General features: G+C 70.7%; 20 protein-coding genes. 10 read left to right on the top strand and 10 right to left on the bottom strand.

The window, feature by feature from the left end; translation table 11 throughout:
• Positions 1-2: 2 nt before the first annotated feature.
• The 3 genes from ABH920_RS02905 to ABH920_RS02915 all read left to right on the top strand — a co-directional run bounded on the left by ABH920_RS02905 (position 3) and on the right by ABH920_RS02915 (position 2,957).
• Entirely contained in the window at positions 3-638 is a 636-nt protein-coding gene (locus ABH920_RS02905; protein WP_370346423.1) for a TetR/AcrR family transcriptional regulator, read from the top strand.
• 64 nt (positions 639-702) lie between these two features.
• Positions 703-1,566, top strand: coding sequence for a LysR family transcriptional regulator (locus ABH920_RS02910; RefSeq protein ID WP_370346425.1), 864 nt, complete (start codon positions 703-705; stop codon positions 1,564-1,566).
• A gap of 236 nt (positions 1,567-1,802) precedes the next feature.
• Positions 1,803-2,957: a peptidoglycan-binding protein gene (locus tag ABH920_RS02915; RefSeq protein WP_370346427.1), complete on the top strand. Its 1,155-nt coding sequence runs from the start codon at positions 1,803-1,805 to the stop codon at positions 2,955-2,957.
• 14 nt (positions 2,958-2,971) lie between these two features.
• Here the strand turns inward: ABH920_RS02915 and ABH920_RS02920 are convergent, their stop codons facing one another.
• Both ABH920_RS02920 and ABH920_RS02925 read right to left on the bottom strand, forming a co-directional pair.
• Positions 2,972-3,277 (bottom strand): TfoX/Sxy family DNA transformation protein, encoded by a 306-nt coding sequence (locus tag ABH920_RS02920; protein ID WP_194893594.1) that lies wholly within the window; start codon positions 3,275-3,277, stop codon positions 2,972-2,974.
• A 68-nt stretch (positions 3,278-3,345) separates the two neighbouring features.
• Positions 3,346-3,759, bottom strand: coding sequence for a Mov34/MPN/PAD-1 family protein (locus tag ABH920_RS02925; protein WP_370346430.1), 414 nt, complete (start codon positions 3,757-3,759; stop codon positions 3,346-3,348).
• 77 nt (positions 3,760-3,836) lie between these two features.
• Here ABH920_RS02925 and ABH920_RS02930 point away from each other — a divergent pair, with 77 nt between their 5' ends.
• Together ABH920_RS02930 and ABH920_RS02935 are read left to right on the top strand one after the other, a co-directional pair.
• The gene (locus tag ABH920_RS02930) at positions 3,837-5,276 is read left to right on the top strand and encodes a sugar porter family MFS transporter (RefSeq protein ID WP_370346432.1); all 1,440 of its coding nucleotides are present in this window, start codon (positions 3,837-3,839) and stop codon (positions 5,274-5,276) included.
• 39 nt (positions 5,277-5,315) lie between these two features.
• Positions 5,316-5,828, top strand: a complete 513-nt coding sequence (locus tag ABH920_RS02935) for a tetratricopeptide repeat protein (RefSeq protein ID WP_370346434.1) — start codon at positions 5,316-5,318, stop codon at positions 5,826-5,828.
• Positions 5,829-5,889: 61 nt separating this feature from the next.
• On the opposite strand, the gene ABH920_RS02940 is transcribed toward ABH920_RS02935, so the two are convergent.
• Complete coding sequence (locus ABH920_RS02940) at positions 5,890-6,642, bottom strand: class I SAM-dependent methyltransferase (protein ID WP_370346436.1); 753 nt, start codon at positions 6,640-6,642, stop codon at positions 5,890-5,892.
• A gap of 137 nt (positions 6,643-6,779) precedes the next feature.
• Between ABH920_RS02940 and ABH920_RS02945 the strand changes: the two genes are divergently transcribed.
• Positions 6,780-7,643: a TIGR03621 family F420-dependent LLM class oxidoreductase gene (locus tag ABH920_RS02945; RefSeq protein WP_370346438.1), complete on the top strand. Its 864-nt coding sequence runs from the start codon at positions 6,780-6,782 to the stop codon at positions 7,641-7,643.
• A gap of 17 nt (positions 7,644-7,660) precedes the next feature.
• On the opposite strand, the gene ABH920_RS02950 is transcribed toward ABH920_RS02945, so the two are convergent.
• A complete protein-coding gene (locus ABH920_RS02950) occupies positions 7,661-8,125 on the bottom strand; it encodes a winged helix-turn-helix transcriptional regulator (RefSeq protein WP_370346440.1) in 465 nt (154 codons plus the stop codon).
• Positions 8,126-8,183: 58 nt separating this feature from the next.
• On the opposite strand from ABH920_RS02950, the gene ABH920_RS02955 reads away from it, so the two are divergent.
• Positions 8,184-8,753 carry an SRPBCC domain-containing protein gene (locus ABH920_RS02955; RefSeq protein WP_370346442.1) on the top strand — a complete coding sequence of 190 codons (570 nt, stop codon included), beginning with the start codon at positions 8,184-8,186 and terminating at the stop codon, positions 8,751-8,753.
• Between the two features lie 57 nt (positions 8,754-8,810).
• Here the strand turns inward: ABH920_RS02955 and ABH920_RS02960 are convergent, their stop codons facing one another.
• The 4 genes from ABH920_RS02960 to ABH920_RS02975 all read right to left on the bottom strand — a co-directional run bounded on the left by ABH920_RS02960 (position 8,811) and on the right by ABH920_RS02975 (position 13,911).
• On the bottom strand, positions 8,811-9,536 hold the full coding sequence (locus tag ABH920_RS02960; RefSeq protein WP_370346444.1) for a phytanoyl-CoA dioxygenase family protein: 726 nt from the start codon (positions 9,534-9,536) through the stop codon (positions 8,811-8,813).
• A gap of 43 nt (positions 9,537-9,579) precedes the next feature.
• Positions 9,580-10,437: a sterol desaturase family protein gene (locus ABH920_RS02965; RefSeq protein ID WP_370346446.1), complete on the bottom strand. Its 858-nt coding sequence runs from the start codon at positions 10,435-10,437 to the stop codon at positions 9,580-9,582.
• Between the two features lie 105 nt (positions 10,438-10,542).
• Positions 10,543-12,114 (bottom strand): TROVE domain-containing protein, encoded by a 1,572-nt coding sequence (locus ABH920_RS02970; protein WP_370346448.1) that lies wholly within the window; start codon positions 12,112-12,114, stop codon positions 10,543-10,545.
• Positions 12,115-12,339: 225 nt separating this feature from the next.
• Positions 12,340-13,911, bottom strand: coding sequence for an MFS transporter (locus tag ABH920_RS02975; RefSeq protein WP_370346450.1), 1,572 nt, complete (start codon positions 13,909-13,911; stop codon positions 12,340-12,342).
• 174 nt (positions 13,912-14,085) lie between these two features.
• Between ABH920_RS02975 and ABH920_RS02980 the strand changes: the two genes are divergently transcribed.
• Entirely contained in the window at positions 14,086-14,538 is a 453-nt protein-coding gene (locus ABH920_RS02980) for a MarR family winged helix-turn-helix transcriptional regulator (protein ID WP_370346453.1), read from the top strand.
• 179 nt (positions 14,539-14,717) lie between these two features.
• Positions 14,718-15,521, top strand: coding sequence for an alpha/beta hydrolase (locus tag ABH920_RS02985; protein ID WP_370346455.1), 804 nt, complete (start codon positions 14,718-14,720; stop codon positions 15,519-15,521).
• A 52-nt stretch (positions 15,522-15,573) separates the two neighbouring features.
• On the opposite strand, the gene ABH920_RS02990 is transcribed toward ABH920_RS02985, so the two are convergent.
• Both ABH920_RS02990 and ABH920_RS02995 read right to left on the bottom strand, forming a co-directional pair.
• Positions 15,574-16,293, bottom strand: coding sequence for a DUF6882 domain-containing protein (locus ABH920_RS02990; RefSeq protein WP_370346457.1), 720 nt, complete (start codon positions 16,291-16,293; stop codon positions 15,574-15,576).
• Positions 16,294-16,383: 90 nt separating this feature from the next.
• Positions 16,384-17,349 carry a helix-turn-helix transcriptional regulator gene (locus tag ABH920_RS02995; RefSeq protein WP_370346459.1) on the bottom strand — a complete coding sequence of 322 codons (966 nt, stop codon included), beginning with the start codon at positions 17,347-17,349 and terminating at the stop codon, positions 16,384-16,386.
• Between the two features lie 86 nt (positions 17,350-17,435).
• Here ABH920_RS02995 and ABH920_RS03000 point away from each other — a divergent pair, with 86 nt between their 5' ends.
• Positions 17,436-17,843, top strand: coding sequence for a VOC family protein (locus tag ABH920_RS03000; protein ID WP_370346461.1), 408 nt, complete (start codon positions 17,436-17,438; stop codon positions 17,841-17,843).
• The last annotated feature ends 50 nt before the right edge of the window (positions 17,844-17,893 follow it).

Raw genomic sequence — 17,893 nt, forward strand, 5'->3', positions numbered from 1 at the left:
TCATGAGACGCACCTCACACTCGGAGCACGACCCGGGCGGCACCAAGGAACGCATCCAGCAGGTCGCGCTGGAGCTGTTCGTGCTGCACGGGTACGAGAAGACTTCGCTACGCGAGATCGCCGACCGCCTCGGCATCACCAAGGCGGCGCTGTACTACCACTACGCCTCCAAGCAGGAGCTGCTGAAGTCGGTCACGCAGCCGCTGATCGACGAGTTCGAGCTCCTGGTCGCCGGCGACCCGGACCCGGAGACGTTGCTGCGCTCGTACATCGACCTGTTGAACCGGCACCAGGCGGTCTTCCAGCTGGTCGCCAACGACCACGCGAGCCTGGCCGCCGCCGAGCTCGTGGAGCGTTCGGTGAAGCTGCGGCGGGACGTCAACCGGCGGCTGGCCGGCCCCGATCCGCGGCCCGAGGACTACATCCGCGCCGCCGCCGCGTTCGGGGCCATATCGCAGGGCTTCATGATCGCCCGGCGGGTCGAGTCCGCGGCCGATCCGGCGCTGCCCGACATCGAGGCGGCTGCCGCCGCGGCGGCCGGCCTGCCGGCTCCGGCCGACTACCCCGAGGGCGCCGAACTCGCCGAGATCCTGCTGGCGGCGGCGCTCGCGGTGCTGCGGTCCGGATCCGAGTCCTGAGGCTGCCCCAAGTCCGCACAAAAACCCTGCTGGGCCCGGCGGCACCACGCCTATCCTGGTGGGGATGGATCTCGCGCTGCTGAGGACGTTCCTCGCCGTCCACCGCGCCGGCTCGCTCACCCGGGCCGCCGCGGACCTCGGCGTGTCCCAGCCCGCGGTGACCGCGCAGATCAGGACCCTGGAACAGCGTGTCGGCCGGGAGCTGTTCGTCCGGCTGCCGCGCGGCGTCGCGCCCACGGCCGCCGCCGACGAGCTGGCCCGCGCCGTGGCCCCGCATCTGGACGCGCTCGCCGCGGTCGCGCACGAGACGCTGATCCCGGACTCGGGGTCGCACGCCGTGGTCCGCCTCGGCTGTCCGGCCAGCCTCACCACGACGCTCCTGCTCCCGGCCCTCGCCCCGTTGGTGGACGAGGGCCTTCGCGTCGTCGTGGCCGGAGGACGCAGCGAAGAGCTGGTCGCGCAGCTGGCGGCCGGCCGGCTGGACATGACGCTGTCGGTCACCCGGCCGCGGCTGCCCGGGGTCACGGTGATCCCGCTGGCCGACGAGGAGTACGCGCTGGTCGGCGCACCGCGCTGGAAGCCGTTCGACCGCGCCGGCCGCACGCCGCTGCTCGACCTCGCCGAGGATCTTCCTTATATAGGTCTCTACTGGTCGTCCGTATACGACGCCGAATCCCCTTCCCGCGCCGCGCTGGTCATCCCCGACCTGCGCGGCGTTCTCGATGCGGCGGTCGCCGGCTGCGGTGTCGCGGTGCTGCCGCGGCCGCTGTGCGCGCCGGCCCTGGACGACGGCACGCTCGTCCTGCTCGATGAACCGGAGATCCCGCCGATCCGTACTCTCTTCGTCGCGGTGCGTGGGCAGCGGGCCCGGTCGGCGGCGGTCGCGCGAGTGCGGGACCGGCTGGTCGCGGTGGCTTCCCGCTGGTGAGAAAGGCCGGTCGCCGGTAACCAAGGCAAAGAGCAAGCCAAGAGTGGGTCAAGAGTCGCCGCCGCGCCATCGGCCTGCCTGGGATCCGTGGCGAGAGCGCATACGGGCTTTGCTTGGGTGTTCTACAGTGGGCGGGTCTGCCCGAGGGGGTTCAGAGAACCATGGAGACTTGTCAGCACTGCGGGACCGTCCTGCCGAAAACGCCGGGGGCACGCTATTGCCCCAATTGTGGCGAGATGTCGGCATCGGTTCCGGCTGCTGTGTCCGATCCGACCCAGGCCTACGCGGCCGTGGGCGTGGGCAACCAGGGCGTGCCGAGCGCCCCGCCCGACAATGCCGTGAACAACGGTATGACGTGGGCGCTGCCACCCCAGGAGGCGGCGACCCAGGCCATCCCGGCGCAGGGCGCGCCGCCGGAGCCGGACCCGTTCGCTCATCTCTACCGCCCCGAGGGCGGCGCGGCGCGGGCCAACCCGAACGCCACGCAGGTGATGCCGCCGGTCTCGCCCGACTTCGGCCGGCCGGGGTACGACCGGCCCGGCTATGACCAGCCCGCCTACGACCAGCCGATCGACTATCAGGCCGGGGGCGGCGGCGCCTACGCCGAGCCCTACGACGCCGGGTACGCGGACGACGACTACCCGGGCGAACCCGAGGACGGGCGCCGCTCCAACCGCGGCGCGATGATCGGCATCGGCGTCGCGGCCGGCGCGGTCCTGGTGATCGTGGTCTCGCTGATCACCCTCGGCGGCGGCAGCTCCACTCCGACGGCCGCGCCGAGCGGTGCGCAGGGCTCGGTCACCACCCCGACCGGGCCGCCCAGCTCGGCCGCGCAGACGTCGGCGCCGGCCAGCACCGCGACCAGCTCCACGCCGAGCAGTTCGGCCAGCTCGCCGACCCAGCACACCCCGGGTCAGCTGCAGCTCGGCGACACCGGCGCCGAGGTGAAGTGGCTGCAGACCCGGCTGCACCAGCTCGGGCTCTACAACGGCCCGATCAACAGCACCTTCGACGCGCAGACGCAGGCCGCGGTCGCCGCGTTCCAGAACCGGAGCCACGCGACGGATCCGTCCGGCGTCGTCGGTCGGTCCACGCGGACCGCGCTGATCGCCGCGGGGAGCAAGCCCACGCTGACCGTTCAGGTGGGTGCGGGGCTTCCGATCTTCGGCGGCGGGGACAAGCACCACAAGGGCGGCAGTGCCGCGGACATCAAGCGGCTGCAGCAGGCGCTGGCTGTGGCGTTGAACTCGAACGTGAAGGCCAGCGGGCAGTTCGACACGGACACGTTCGCCGCCGTGGTGCAGTACGAGGCTGCGATGCACCTGCCCGCGGACGGGATCGTCAACGGCCCGGTGTGGACGGCGTTGCAGCAGGGGCAGATCGTCGGCTGAGCCGGCGGGCCCCGTCAGCGTTTCTTCGGGGCCCGCAGCTCCGAGGCGTCCTTCAGGCCGACCTCGACCAGCAGCGCGTCGCGTTCCGAGCGCGGGATCGAGGTCCACCGCTGCCCGCGCAGCGCGCCCTCCAGGGCGAGCAGCATGTGCGCGCACTCATTGCCCTCGGCGGTGTCGGCGATCAGCTGCCACACCTCGATGGCGCCGCGCTCGCGGACCTCGTCCAGGGTGGTGACGCCGACGTCGCGGAGCCGTTGCGTCAGCACCGGCCCTATGTTCACGGCGTTCTGGATCGGGGTGACCGTCTCAGTCGAACTCACGCCTCCAAGCCTGAACCGGGAACGGGAAGCGGGCATCCCGGACTGACCCGTCAGGGGACGCGGACCGCTCAGACGATGGTGACCGGCTCCTCGGTGACTTCGCCGTCGACGATCCGGAACGAGCGGAACTGGAAGTCCCCGAGTTTGTCCGTGTCGCGCGTGGACACCAGCACGTAATGCGCATTGGGTTCAGAGGCATAGCTGATGTCGGTCCGCGAGGGACGGGCCTCGGTCGAGGTGTGCGAGTGGTAGATGATCACCGGCTCCTCGTCCCGGTCGTCCATCTCCCGCCACACCTTGAACTGCTCGGCCGGGTCCAGGCTGTAGAACGTCGGCGAGCGCTCGGCGTTCGTCATCGGCACGAAGCGCTCGGGGCGGTCCGAGCCCTCGGGGCCGGCCACGATCCCGCAGGCCTCGTCCGGGTGGTCCTTGCGGGCGTGCGCGACGATCGCGTCGTAGATCTCCTGCGAGACGTTCAGCATGCGCTCCACGGTAGGCCAACCACCCGATCGGACGCATCGCCGCATCGCCAGGCGGGATCGGCGGCAGGGGTAGGGGTATGACGACCAGGACCGACCGCGCGAGCGGCCCCGACCAGCCAGGCCCGTCCACGGCGGCGAAGGTCGCGCCGCGCATCGTTTTCATCGCCGCCGCCGCGGCGCTGGGCGGCTTCCTGTTCGGGTACGACTCGGCGGTCATCAACGGCGCCGTCACCGGCATCCAGCACGACTTCAAGGTGGGCAGCGGCACCACCGGCTTCATGGTCGCCGCGGCCCTGCCGGGAGCGGCCGCCGGGGCGATCGCCGGCGGCTGGATGGCCGACCGGATCGGCCGGATCCGGGCCATGCAGATCGCGGCCGTCCTGTTCACGATCAGCGGCGTCGGCAGTATGTTCTCCTACCAGCCGTGGGACCTGACGATCTGGCGCGTCATCGGCGGCTTCGCCATCGGCATCGCCTCGGTGATCGGCCCGGCCTACATCGCCGAGGTCTCCCCGCCGGCCTTCCGCGGCCGGCTGACCGCCTTCCAGCAGCTGGCGATCGTCCTGGGCATCGCCATCTCCGCGGTGGTCAACTACGTGATCAACCAGTGGGCCGGCGGCACCAACACCGACCACCTCGGCGGGCTGGCGGCCTGGCGCTGGATGCTCGGCGCCGAAGTGGTTCCGGCGATCGTGTACGGGGTGCTGAGCTCGATGATCCCGGAGTCGCCGCGGTTCCTGGTCGCGGTCGGGCGCGACGACCAGGCCCGCCAGGTGCTCGCCGAGGTCGAGGGCACGGACGAGAACGTCGGCGACCGCATCTCGGAGATCCGCGAGCAGCTGGCCGGCGAGGTCAAACCCAAGGTGACGGATCTGCTGACGCCCAGCCGGAAGAACCTGCTGGCCGTGGTGTGGATCGGCATCGGACTGTCGGTGCTCCAGCAGTTCGTCGGCATCAACGTGATCTTCTACTACAGCTCTCTGCTGTGGCAGTCGGTCGGCATCAACACCTCCAACTCGCTGCTGATCTCGATGATCTCGGCGGTGGTGAACATCGCCGGCACCGTGGTGGCGATGGCGCTGGTGGACCGGATCGGCCGGCGTCCGCTGCTGCTGATCGGCTCGGCGGGCATGGCCGTGACGCTCGGGCTGTGCGCGTGGATGTTCTCCTACGGCAGCCACGTCAACGGGAAGACGACCATGCCCAAGGGGCAGGGGGTCGCCGCGCTGATCAGTGCGAACGCCTACGTGTTCTTCTTCGCCATGTCGTGGGGCGTGGTGGTGTGGGTGCTGCTCGGCGAGATGTTCCCGAACCGGATCAGGGCCTTGGCACTGTCGGTCGCGGCCAGCGCCCAGTGGCTGGCGAACTGGCTGGTGACGGTCTCGTTCCCGTCGCTGTCCCGCTGGAGCCTGGCCGGCGCGTACTCGCTCTACGCGATCGCCGCGGCGATCTCCATCCCCTTCGTGTACTACCTCGTACGCGAAACGAAGGGAAAAACCTTGGAATCCATGGGTTAGGTGTCGCGTAAGGACCCTTCTGCGTCGCAGGATGGACCCATGGGCCTTGACTTCCGCACCGATCCGGAGACCTTGCGCGAGATCGTCGACGATCCCGCCGCACTGTCCGCCCGGATCGGCACCCTGGCCGCGCTCGACCTCGAGGAGATGCCCGACGCCCGCTCGGAGTACGCCAACCTGCTGCGCATCGCCGGCCGCCACGAAGAGGCCGCCCTCGAAGCAGAACTGACCCTCGCCTCCGCCGACATGTCCGGCGACCTCCGCCGCATGGTCCGCGCCATGCTCCTGGTCGGCCACGCCCGCCAGTGGCGCGGCGAATGGGACCAGGCCGACACCATGTTCCACCGCGCCGAGAAGCTGGCGCTGTACCTGAAGGACGACCACCTGGTCGCCGCCGCCGCGCACCACTCCGGCCGCAGCTTCTACGACCAGGGCAAGCACGTGGAGGCGGCGCTGCGCTTCCGGCTCGCGCTGGAGATCGACCAGCGGATCGGGAGCCCGAAGCTGCCGGTGGTGCGGGCGGCTTTCGAGGCGGCGATGGCGAAGTTGTAGGGGGCTTCTAGCTGGATGGGCTGGTCGGCGCTCCACAGTGAGCGCCGGCCAGGCTCAGCCGTCAGCCGCCGAGCCGGAATGCCGCGAGCCTGTACTCCGGATCGACCCGCCTGGCGTCCTGCTCCGGCAGTGCCTCCAGCGCGTCGCAGATCTCCGCCACCCGGCGCGGGTCGGCCCGGCGCGTCCAGGGGATCTCCTCCCGTACCCGGCGGGCCCACTCGCGCGGCGACCGGCCCTGGCCGTGTCCCAGGTAGCCGGCCGTTCCCGCCGGCTCCAGGCCTGCGGCCGTCGCGAGGTCCCGCACCAGTTCCATGCCGTCGCTCGGCGGTGGCGCCAGTTCCCGTCGGGCAGCACGGAGGATGTCGCGGACGTCGCCGGCCGTCTCGAACTGCGCCGAGTTCTTGTCCACCGTCGTCACCATCACCCCGCCGGGCCGCAGTACCCGGGCCGCCTCGGTGATCGCCGCCGCCACCACGGGTTCGTCGACCAGGTGGAGCAGCCACATGAACGTCACCGCGTCCACCGACCGCGACGCCACCGGCAGCCGTGTCGCGTCGCCGCGTACCGCCGTTCCGCGGCCGGCGAGCCGGGGCCGCGCCAGCGCCAGCATCCCGGCGGACATGTCCACCCCGATCACCGTCCGCCCCGGCGCCGTCAGCAGCTCCGTCACGATGCCGGTCCCGCACGCCACGTCCACCAGCGCCGCACAGTCCCCCGGCATCAACTCCAGGACCGCCCCGGCCGCCGCACGGGCCCGCGCGACGCCGCCCCGCGTCTGGTCGTAATGAGCCGCTTCAAGGTCGTAATCCAGCACGCTGGAGACGATACGACGACTACTCCCGGCAGAGTACGGACGCGACCTCCCCTCGCCGGACGCCCGCCTCCCCCGGGCAGGAGCAGGATCGGCTCGAACAGCACCGCAGAACGCAGAACCCACCCAGGGAGACCGCCATGCACCCCCGCACCTTCCGCTTCGCCGTCGTCGCGGCCCTGGCCCCGACCGCGAAAGCCTGGCAGGCACTGGCCCGCCGGGCCGAGGACCTCGGCTACGACACCCTCCTCGCCCCCGACACCATGACCACCCTGGAGCCCTTCACGGCCCTCGCCGCAGCGGCCACCGCCACCGAACGCCTCCGCGTCGGCACCTTCGTCCTCCCGGCGCCGTTCTACCCGCCCTCGGAGATCGCCTGGCGCGCGCTGGCCCTGGACCTGCTCTCCGGCGGCCGCTTCGACCTGGGCCTGGGCGCCGGCCGCCCGGGGGCCGAGGACGAGGTCGTGCACCGCGAGCGGCGGTTCGGCACGCCGGCCGAGCGGGTGAAGCAGCTCTCTGACGCCCTGCACATCGTCAAGGAGGAGATGGCCGCCGCCGCGACCGGCCACTCCCTGCTCAAGCCGGTCCAGACGCCGCACCCGCCGATCCTGGTGGCCGCCTCCGGCCCGAAGATGTTCCAGCTGGCCGCCGCCGAGGCCGACATCATCACCCTCGGCCTGAGCCCGCGCACCACCGAGGAAGGCCTCGCCGCGAAGGTCGCCGAGCTCCGCGCGATCGCCGGCTCCCGTTTCGACGACCTCGAACTCAACTACAACATCGCCGGCGTCGGCACCGATCTGCCCGCCTACCTGAGCCAGCAGATGGGCGTCGACCCCGCCGAACTGATCCGCACCGGGGCCCCGGCCGTCCTCACCGGCACGCCGCAGGAGATGGCCGACACGCTGCGCCGCCGCCGCGACGAGCTGGGGATCTCCTCCATCGCGGTGAACGGGATGTTCCTGGAGCAGCTGGCCCCGGTGGTGGAGATGCTCTCAGGGAACTGAATAAGTCCCGAGCACGCCTAGCGCCGATCGGCCGGCATCCCCGGCCCGATCTCGGCGCTGATCTCCGCCGGATCGTCGACGACGCCGCAGTGCGCGCACACCGTCTGCTGCGTGACCCCGCTCCCGCACACCGAGTGCACGTAAAGAATCGGCGGCTCACCCTCCGTCGCCCACTGGTCGCCCCACTCCGAGAGCGCGACCAGCGAGTGCGCCAGCGCCCGGCCCTTGTCGGTCAGCAGGTACTCGTACTGCTCCGGCTGCTGCGAGTACTGGTGACGCCGCATGATGCCCGTCTCGACGAAGCCGTCGAGGCGGGTCTTGAGGATGTTGGTCGCGATCCCGAGGCTCCGCTGGAAGTCGCTGTACCGCGTCGCGCCGGCGAACAACGCGTCGCGCACGATCAGCAGGCTCCAGCGTTCGCCGATCACCTCCAGGGCCCGCGCGATCGAGCACACCTGAGAGTCGTACGTCTTCCCGAGCATGGAACCCATCCTACCGAACCACTTGCATGATGAAAGCGCCTCGCCTACCGTTGCTTGCATGATGCAAGTCACACGGGAACAGCACGAAGCGCAGCAACGCCACTACACGACCGCCTTCACCGTGGACCGAACCCCACGCGAGGCCTACGAAGCCATCCTCAACGTCCGCGGCTGGTGGTCCGAAGCCGTCGAAGGACCCACCGACCGGATCGGCGGCGTCTTCGACTACCGGTTCCAGGACGTCCACCGCTGCCGGGTCCACGTCACGGAGCTCGTGCCCGGTCAGAAGGTGGCCTGGCACATCGAGGACAACTACTTCGACTTCATCGAGGACCAGAAGGAGTGGACCGGCACCGACGTCGTCTTCGAGATCCGCCGGACCGACGCCGGCACCGAGGTCCACTTCACCCACGTCGGTCTGCTGCCGCAGGACGAGTGCTACGACGTCTGTTCCAACGCCTGGGGCGGCTACATCGGCGGCAGCCTGCGCAGCCTGATCGAGACCGGCCAGGGACACCCCAATCCGAAGAACGACGGCGACGCCCCGGAGCACCAGGACGCCGCCTCCGTCGTACGTACGGAACGCGCCGAGCGTGCCAAGCACGCCGACCGCGCTGACCTCGCCTAGCAACCAGAGCGCGCCCAGAATCCGCCGAGCCCGCCGAGCCCGCGGCCCAGACCCGCCTCACATAAGGGCTCGAACAGCCCCGTACTCATACCAGGGCTCCGTCAGAATCCGCTCGGGCCCCTCGGCATGCCCACGAACGCTGACCCGGTAGTACAGCATCCGCCGCGTCGTGTCCGACTCGTAGTTCCCCCCGATGTTGTGCCCGAGCAAGTAGTGCGCGAGCAACAGGTCGCCGGCGCGCGCGGTGACCTGTTCCGGCTCGGGCAGCTCGATGTCCGGGTACGCGCAGTACATCTCCACACCGCGCTCTCGGAAGTACTCCGCATGCGTCAGGTGCGTGCCGGGCCAGACCCACAGGTTCCCCGAGTTCTCCGTCATCTGATCGGTGACGAAAACCCCGGCCAGCAACGTGAAGCTGTTCGGCTTGAAACCCGGCGTCGGCTCGCTGATCGAGGCGTCGATGTGCGGCCGCCCCGGCTGGTGCGAGAACGGCGGGATGTTCAGCGCCACCTGCACCTGCTGCGGCGCTTCCAGAAGTCCGGGCTCGGTCAGCGCCTCGGCATAAGCGAACCCGGCATCCATCAGCGGTTCGGTCAGCGCCGGCTCATCCGCGGCGACCGGGAAGTAGAAGTGATGCCCGACATGGCCCTCGGCCGGAGGTTTCTCCGCGATCAGCTCGTCGATCCGCCGGTCCGCCCGCTCCAGGAGCTCCGGCGCCACCACACCCGGTACGACGACGAATCCCCGTTCGCCGAACTCCTTCACCTGTTTGTTGCTCAGCACACCGCCAGCCTAGGCACGGCGGCGGAAGCCGGGCGAACGGATTTCACGCCGTCATGCCGGAACCCGCCGGTGACCAGCCCGGACCCCGCAGCACGTAGCCGAACCGGGCCCGCCAGCTCGCCGCGCCCCGCACGTCCCTCGCGATCGCGGCGTATTCGTGCACTGCGACGCGCAGCGGATTGAACGTGCCGATGTTCTTCGTCAGCCCGTAATGCACCGGCTCGCCCTCCGGCTCGAAGGACCGGAACAGCCGGTCGAAGACGATGAACACCCCGCCGTAGTTCTTGTCCAGGTAGCCCTGGTTCGATCCGTGGTGCACGCGGTGGTGCGAGGGCGTGTTCATCACGAACTCGACCGGCCGCCACATCTTCCCGATCCGCTCGGTGTGGATCCAGAACTGGTACAGCAGGTTCATCGCCGCGGTCGCGAAGATCATGTACGACGGGAAGCCGGCCAGCGCCAGCGGCAGCAGGAACACCGTGTTGCCGACGCCGGTCCAGGTCTGCCGCAGCGCGGTCGACAGGTTGTAGTGCCGGCTGGAGTGGTGCACCACGTGCGAGGCCCACAGGATCCGGACGCGGTGGTTGGCCCGGTGCTCCCAGTAGTAGAAGAAGTCGTACGCCACGAACAGCACGAGCCAGCTGGTCAGCGAGCTCCCGATGTGCCACGGCGAGATCGCGTGCACCCCGGCCACCGCGGCGACCGTCACCAGTCCCCAGCCCAGGTTGCAGACGATCGAGCCGATGCCCATCGTCAGCGAGGTCGCGGTGTCCTTGACGGTGTAGCCCTGCTCGCCGGGGTCCGGGAAGAACCGTAGCGAGAGCAGTTCCAGCGCCATGAACAGCACATAGAAGGGGATCGCGAGGGTCGTGAGGTCTATGCCGTCGATCACACGGCGCATGTTACTGACCGGTAGTCCAACTGGCCAGAGCCGTCGGGCTGCCGCTCCTTACGATTCGGTACCGGCCGGACGCCGAAGCGTCCGGCCGATCCCTCAGCCGGCCTCTCAGAACGGCCAGGCCGGACCGTCCCCGGTGGCGAGCAACCCGAACATGGTGAACACCTTGTCCGAGAATCCACCGATCTCGAACCGGTTCCGCTTGCCCGGAGGCAACGCGCTCGGGCCGTAGCCCGCGGTGTTGATCCCGAACACCGGCACCGACTCCGGGATGAACGCGTCCGCGCCCTTGTCCCGGTTGTAGTAGTACGGGAACGTCTGCATGTCGCTGACGATCACCACGCGGTCGTGCCGGTCGTAGCTGTTCGCGATGGCGTCGACCATCCGCGTGCCGTGCCCGACCTCGCCGGAGCGCTTGGCGAACGCCTCGACCCCGCGCAGCACGCTGCCGCCCTTGGCGAGCTCGTGCGTGAACACGCCGTCGGCGAAGCCCACGAGGTCCACGGCGCCGGCCCGGCCGGACCCCGCCGCGCGGTCGGCCAGCGCGACCCCGATCAGGGCCCCGATGTCCAGGTGCGTGACGGTCGAGCGCGTCGAGACCCGGCCGGTCATCGACCCGGAGGTGTCGACCAGGACCAGGGTGCGCCCCGGCAGCTCCGGGATCCCCGCGATCGCGTGACCCAGCGCCCCCTCCAGCGCGTGCCCCCACCGCAGCGACGGCGCGGCCTTGTACGCCGACAGCCACCGGTAGGGCAGCATCCGCGACCGCGCGACCTGTCCGGCGTCCAGGAACCGCGAGCAGACCTGCCAGGCCACCTCGTCGGCGACCCCGGCCTCGTCGAAGTTCCGCAGGTTCCGCGCCAGCGCCATCAGGCCCATCGACGGGATGACGGACTCCCACGCGGTCCGGTCCATCGGCCCCTGCAGCCAGCCGGCCAGCGCCTCCCAGGTCATGCCGGCCTCGGCCAGCCGCTCGGTCCCGCCGGCGGCGAGCAGCACCGGCCGCCGGTCCTCGACCGGCAGCGCCAGCAGCTGCGCCCGCTTGGTCAGCTTCGGCAGCGACTCCGGGACCGGGTTGTCCCGGCCGTGGCGCCGGTCCAGCGCGTGCCGGAACAGGTCGCCCTGCCACGGCTTGTCGGCCGCGGCGGCCGGGTGCACGAGGTCGATGACGTCGCCGAAGCGGTAGCCCTTGGCGTCCGAGTCGTACTTCGCGAACGAGTACTCGTTGTACAGCCGCCCCACAGCGTCGGCCACGCCGCGCTTCACCGGCTTCGGCAGCGCGCGGCCGTAGCGGCCGGTCCAGTACGCCAGCACCTCGCCGGGCTCGTCAGCACGCTGACACGCGGCGGCGATCAGCTGCCGGCTGTACCCGGACGCGCCGGCGTCCAGCCGGGCCCGGACCGCCTCGCACGCCGCGACCACCGCGGCGCTGCGCATGTTCGCCTCGGCCCGCAGCCAGGTGACGAACCGCAGCATCCACTCCGGGTCGGCGACGGCGACCGCGTGGATCAGGTCGCGGTAGCGCTTGTCGCGGACGTCGGCGGCCTCGTAGAAGGTGTCCTCGCCGACCATGTTGGTGACGGCCAGCAGGAACAGGTCCGACTTCGGGTCGCGCTTGTAGGCCTTGCCGCCCTCGAAAGTCTGGGTGACAGCGGTCGACCCCTTGTTGAACTTCGCCATCCGGACCACCCCGTTGTGTTGCGGGGGAGCGGCGCGCGCTTCACGGAAAGGCTGAATGAAAGGCCGGCAGATATGCCGGCCGACCCCCCGCGAAGTCAGAGCGCCCTCCCGAGATCAAATTGGCTGCGGTCTCGGTTCTTTGGAAGAAGTATCCGCCGCCTGCGCACCGGGAGGTGCCCTGAAAGAATGCTGGAGGCGCTGTCCGGCGCGCCACCCGTTTTCCCTTTATGCCGAAGCGGATTCCGGAACGGCCGTGGTCGTCTCCGGCTCCGTGACGACCGTCTTTGCCTTTCTGGGCTTGGCAAATCCACCGAACACGAGCAGCGCACCGATCCCCGTGGCCGCCGCGGACCACAGCATCCCGGTGTGCATGGCGTGCACGAAGGCGAGGTCCGCCTGGTGCACGAGCCCGGGGATCCCGTTGTGCCGGGCCACGTTCCGCGCCATCTCGGCCGACGTCTCAGCCTGCTGCTTCAGGGGCGCGGGTAGTCCCGCGACCGAACCGCCGATCGCGTGCCGGTAGCCGATCGACAGGATCGTGCCGCCCAACGCGATGCCCAGCACGCTGCCGGTCTGCCGCATCGTCGCGTTCACCGCGCTGCCCGCGCCGGCCTGGGTCAGCGGCAGCGAGCCGAGGATCGCGCCGGTCAGCGGGGCGATCGTCATGCCGATCGCGGTGGCCTGGACGATGGCCACCGCGATGTAGGCGGGGATCGGCATGGTCAGGCCGATGCGGGAGAACACCGCGAGCGTGATCGTGGCGACCACCAGCGCGGTGCCGCTGACCCGGCGCACCGACGTGCGGCGTGCCAGCCGGGCCGCGACCGGACCGCCGACGACCACGCCGAGCGCGCCGGGGATGCCGATCAGGCTGGCACGCAGAGCCGAGTAGCCGCGCGCGCCCTGGAGGTAGAACGCGAAGTAGAAGCCGCTCGCGCTCAACGCCAGGAACAGCAGCGTCAGCGTGACGTTCCCGGCCGCGAACTGGCGCAGCCGGAACAGCCGAGGGTCGAAGCTCGGGTACTTGCGGCGCAGCTCGACGTACACGAACGCGGCGGTGACGACGAGGCCGGCCACGACCGTGCTCCACACCTGCGGCTCGGTGACCGTGCCGTCCTGGCCGGCGCGGATCAGGCCGTAGGAGAGCAGGCCCAGGCCGGCGGTGGACAGCACCAGGCCGGGGAAGTCCAGCCCGCGCTTCTGCGGCGGCTGGAAGTTCGGCACCGTGCGGGCGATCGCGACCAGGCCGACCAGCACCACCGGCACGTTGATCAGGAACACCGACCCCCACCAGAAATTCGCCAGCATCAGTCCGGCCAGCACCGGGCCGGCCGCGATGCCGACGCCGGCGAAGCTGCTCAGCACGCCGAAGGCCTGCGGGCGCTGCTCGGGCGGATAGGTGAAGCTGATCACCGCCAGCGTCGCCGGGATCAGCAGCGCGGCGCCCAGGCCCATGACGGCGCGGGCCGCGATGAGCTCGCCGGTGCTGTGCGAGTAGGCGGCGAGGACCGAGGCCAGGCCGAACAGCGCCATCCCGGTCAACAGGGTGTTGCGATGGCCGAAGCGGTCGCCGAGGGCGCCGCCGGTGAAGGTGACGGTGGCCAGCACCAGCGTGTAGGAGCCGGTGGCCCACTGGAGCTGGTCGGGCGTGGCGCCCAGGCCGCGCACCGGATCGGCCAGGGTCTCGTAGGCGGTGGACAGGACGGTGCCGTCGATCCAGATCAGGAGCTGCGCGAAGATCAGGACGGTCAGGATCAGGCGCTGCCTTCGGCCGGACGGCGGGCTGCTTGTGGACATGGCTGGACGACCCCCCAGGATCGCGGAATGAGCAGACGGGACATGCTTGGTGCACGGGACACGCTTGGTACGATCGACAGGTACCTGTCGGATATCAGCCTGGCAAACTCGTCAGGTACCTGTCAATCGTTCCCGTGCTGTCTTCTGCGACCGTGAGAGGCGAGGTGTGCCGGAATGCCCCACTCCGATAAGTACGGCGAGGACAGCGTCGTCAGCTTCGCCGTCCGCCACGTCTGGCTCGGCATGCGCGCCGCGATCGAGGACGAGCTGGCCGAGTTCGGCCTGACCGTCCCGCAGTTCGCGACCCTGATGATGCTGGAGGGCTCCCCGGGCCTGAGCATCGCCGAGGTCGCCCGGCTGTGCGGCAGCACCCGGCAGTCCGCGAACGAGATGGTCGCCGGCCTGGAGGCGCACGGCCTGGTCGAGCGCGCCCCGCATCCGACGGACCGGCGCATGTACCAGCTGCACGCGACCGAGGCCGGCCTGGCGCTGTCGGCCAAGGCCCGGCCGGCCGTGCGCCGCCGCGAGGACGAGCTGGAGGCCGGGCTCAGCACCGAGGTGCGGCAGGCCGCCCGGGAGTGGATGGCGGCGCTGGCGGCGTCGTGCGGTGCGGCGGACAAGAAGTAAAACCCTGTTGCGGGCTGCCGGAGCGGACGGCTACCTTGCGTACGCCGTGACCGAAGCGAAGGAGGTGAGACCCATGAAGGCGGTATCGACGTGGGTGCTCCCCGTGCTGTCACGGGCAGGCGACTGACACAGCGGTCGTCGGGAGCGCCGGATTCCAGTGCTCCCGAAAGGTGACTGCCATGTCTTCTTCACTTCTTTTCACCAGTGACTTCTCCGCGGACGGCGTCCGCGAACGCGACTTCACCGTGGGCGGCGTCCCCGGTGTCCTGTGGTCGCCGGACTCCCGTCCCGACCGCGCACCGCTGGTCCTGATCGGCCACGGCGGCGGCATCCACAAGAAGGCGCCGGCCAGCGCGGGGCGGGCCCGCCGCCTGGTGCTCGGCTGCGGGTTCCACGCCGCCGCGATCGACGCGCCCGGCCACGGCGACCGGCCGCGGACCGAGCACGACGAGCGCGAGCTCGACGCGATGTTCGCGGCGCGCGACGCCGGCGAGCCGGAGGGCCCGGTCATCGTGCGCTACAACGCTCATCTGGCCGAGCAGGCCGTGCCGGAATGGCGGATGACCCTGGACGCGCTCCAGGAGCTGCCGGAGATCGGCGCCGACGGACCGGTCGGGTACTGGGGCATCAACATGGGGACGGCGACCGGCGTCCCGCTGGTCGCTTCCGACGCCCGGTTCACGGCCGCCGTGTTCGGCCAGCACTGGCCCGACTTCCTGGTCGAGCCGGCCCGGCGGATCACGATCCCGATCGAGTTCGATCTGCAGTGGGACGACGAGCACATCCCGCGCTCGGCCGGGCTGGAGCTGTTCGACGCCTTCGCCTCGGCGGAGAAGACGCTGCACGCCAACGCGGGGCGGCACAAGGAGCTGCCACGGTTCGAGGCGGACAGCGCCGTCCGGTTCTTCGCCCGGCACTTGGTCGGCGGACTCGGAGCCGACTCCGCGTCAGAGCCCGTGGCCCCGGCGGTGGGCGCCGCGTGACCGGAGCGACGTCGGCGTCCGGCCACCCGGCCGGGCGCCGGTGCCGCACCGCTCAGCCGGCGGCGTGGTTCCCCAGGGACTCCTTGGTGACCGACCCCATCGAGACCGCGGAGACCCGGCCCTGCTGGTCGAACTGCACCGACGCGGTCGCCCCGCCGGGCAGCTCGGCGCTGATCGTGTCGCCCTCCTGCCGCCACGGGATGCCGAAGTGGTGGAAGTAGCCGGCGACCACCTCGTACGCCGAGCGGTTGAAGAACTGCGCCCCCTGCATCAGCAGTCGGGGCAGCGCTATCGGATCGGGCGCGGCCACCGGCACCTGCGGGTCGTCCGGCACCATGTACAGCCGCCCGGTCTCGTTGGCCTGCACGCCGATGTAGCCGTCGGCGCGCAGCACGCCCATCGCCCCGAACGCCAGCATCTCCGCGGCGTACCGGGGGTCTTCGAAGCCCGACAGGTCGACCAGTTCCTCGGCGAACTCCGGCACGCCGTGCTCCTGCCCGAACGCCCGCAGCGCCTCGGCGGCGGCCACCACCGGCAGTTTGCCGAACCCGGGGTTGGCCCAGCCCCACAGCCAGGAGCCCTCCGAGGTGTCGAAGCTGCCGAGCACGCTGATCCGCAGCTCCCGCCCGGACTGCCGGTACCGGCGCTCGTCCAGGTTCACCGTCCACGGCCCGATCGGCAGGAACTCGTTGAACTCCTCGATCTGGCGCATGCCCCAGGCCGCGTGGGGCTCCGCCATACGGAGGAAGGCATCGCTGAACGCAGAAGTCACGTGTCGACAGTAGCGGGGCGCGGTGGATTCTGTCGGGGCGATGGTCCAAGCTGCCGGGTTAATGGCAGGTGACGGCCTTGATCTGAATTCTCAGGCGCCCCCGCGCGCTCTTGACGCGAGGCGTTCGGCGAGCGCCAGGACAAGATCGCGCAGCTCGGCCGGACGCTCGATCTCGAAGGGCAGGTCGAGCGCGGCCAGCGTGGCGGGGAGCCAGTCGAGCCGTTCGGCGCGGATGGCGAGGCGGTGCCATCTCGGGCGGCCCTCGTCGGCGAGCGGCTGGAGGGTCGCGACACTGGCCGGGAACCGGGTCCGGATCTGCTCGACGGTGCCTTCGACCCGGATCACGACCTCGTGGCGGTACTCCGCCGTGGCGAATCCCGTGACGAGGCCGCGTACCGGATCTTCGGCGGGCGGCTCGAAGGTGCCGGGCAGCGTCCGGACGGCGCCGATCCGGTCCAGGCGGAAGGTGCGCTCCTCCGCGATCGCCGGATCCAGAGCCCTGACATACCAGCGCTTCTCGTGGCTCACGATGGCATACGGATGCACGGTCCGGTCTGTGCGGTCGCCGTAGGCGAGGGCGATCGGCCGCCGGTTCGCGACGGCGTCGGCGATCGTGAGCAGCACGGTGGCATCCGGCGCCGCGCTCTGATCTTGTTCCCCGCCGGTGAAGGCGATGCTTTCGAGCACGCCGTCCAGCCGGTCGGCCAGCCGCGCGGGCAACACCCGGCGGATCTTGGCGGCCGCGGTCTCGCCGGCCGGTCCCAGAGTCGCCGTCAGCCCGCTGCGTCGCCCGGAGAGCAGGCCCAGCAGGACCGCCAGCGCCTCGTCGTCGCCCAGCATCAGCGGCGGCAGCCGGAACCCGCGAGCGAGCCGGTAGCCGCCGTGGCGGCCGCGCACCGACTCGACGGGGATGTCCAGATCCAGCAGGTGGTCGACGTAGCGGCGGACGGTCCGCGGGTCGACGCCGAGCCGGTCGGCGAGCTCGGCCGCCGGCCGCACGCCGCCGGACTGCAACAGCTCCAGCAGCGTCAGCACGCGTCCGACCGGTCGGTTCACGGTTCCCAAACTAGCGCGGATACCGGACCGATTCTGTCCGGTATCCGCCGTACGGTGCGAGTACGACGACCCGCAAGGAGAAGATCATGAACTTCGCATCGACCCGCGTCATCACCGCCGACATCACCGCCCTGGTCGCCTTCTACGAGAAGGCCACCACGCTCGCCGCCACCTGGTTCACGCCCGACTTCGCCGAGCTGGCCGGCCCCGCTGGCGCGACCCTCGCCATCGGCAGCACCAGCACCGTCCCGCTGTTCGCCGCCGGCAGCGCCGCACCGGCCGCCAACCGCAGCGTGATCCTCGAGTTCCTGGTGGACGACGTCGACACCCGCTGGCAGGAACTCGCCGCCTGGATCCCCGGCTCCGACGTCGTCGCCGAGCCGAAGACCATGCCCTGGGGCAACCGCTCCCTGCTGGTTCGCGACCCCGACGGCAACCTGGTGAACTTCTTCACGCCGGTGACGCCCGAGGCGCGCGCCACGTTCGGGTTGTGAGGCCTGGCTGTTCGGGTTCTCCGGTCGCGCTGCTTCTTTCCGCCTTGTTC

The organism is Catenulispora sp. EB89, assembly GCF_041261445.1.
Taxonomy (GTDB): domain Bacteria; phylum Actinomycetota; class Actinomycetes; order Streptomycetales; family Catenulisporaceae; genus Catenulispora.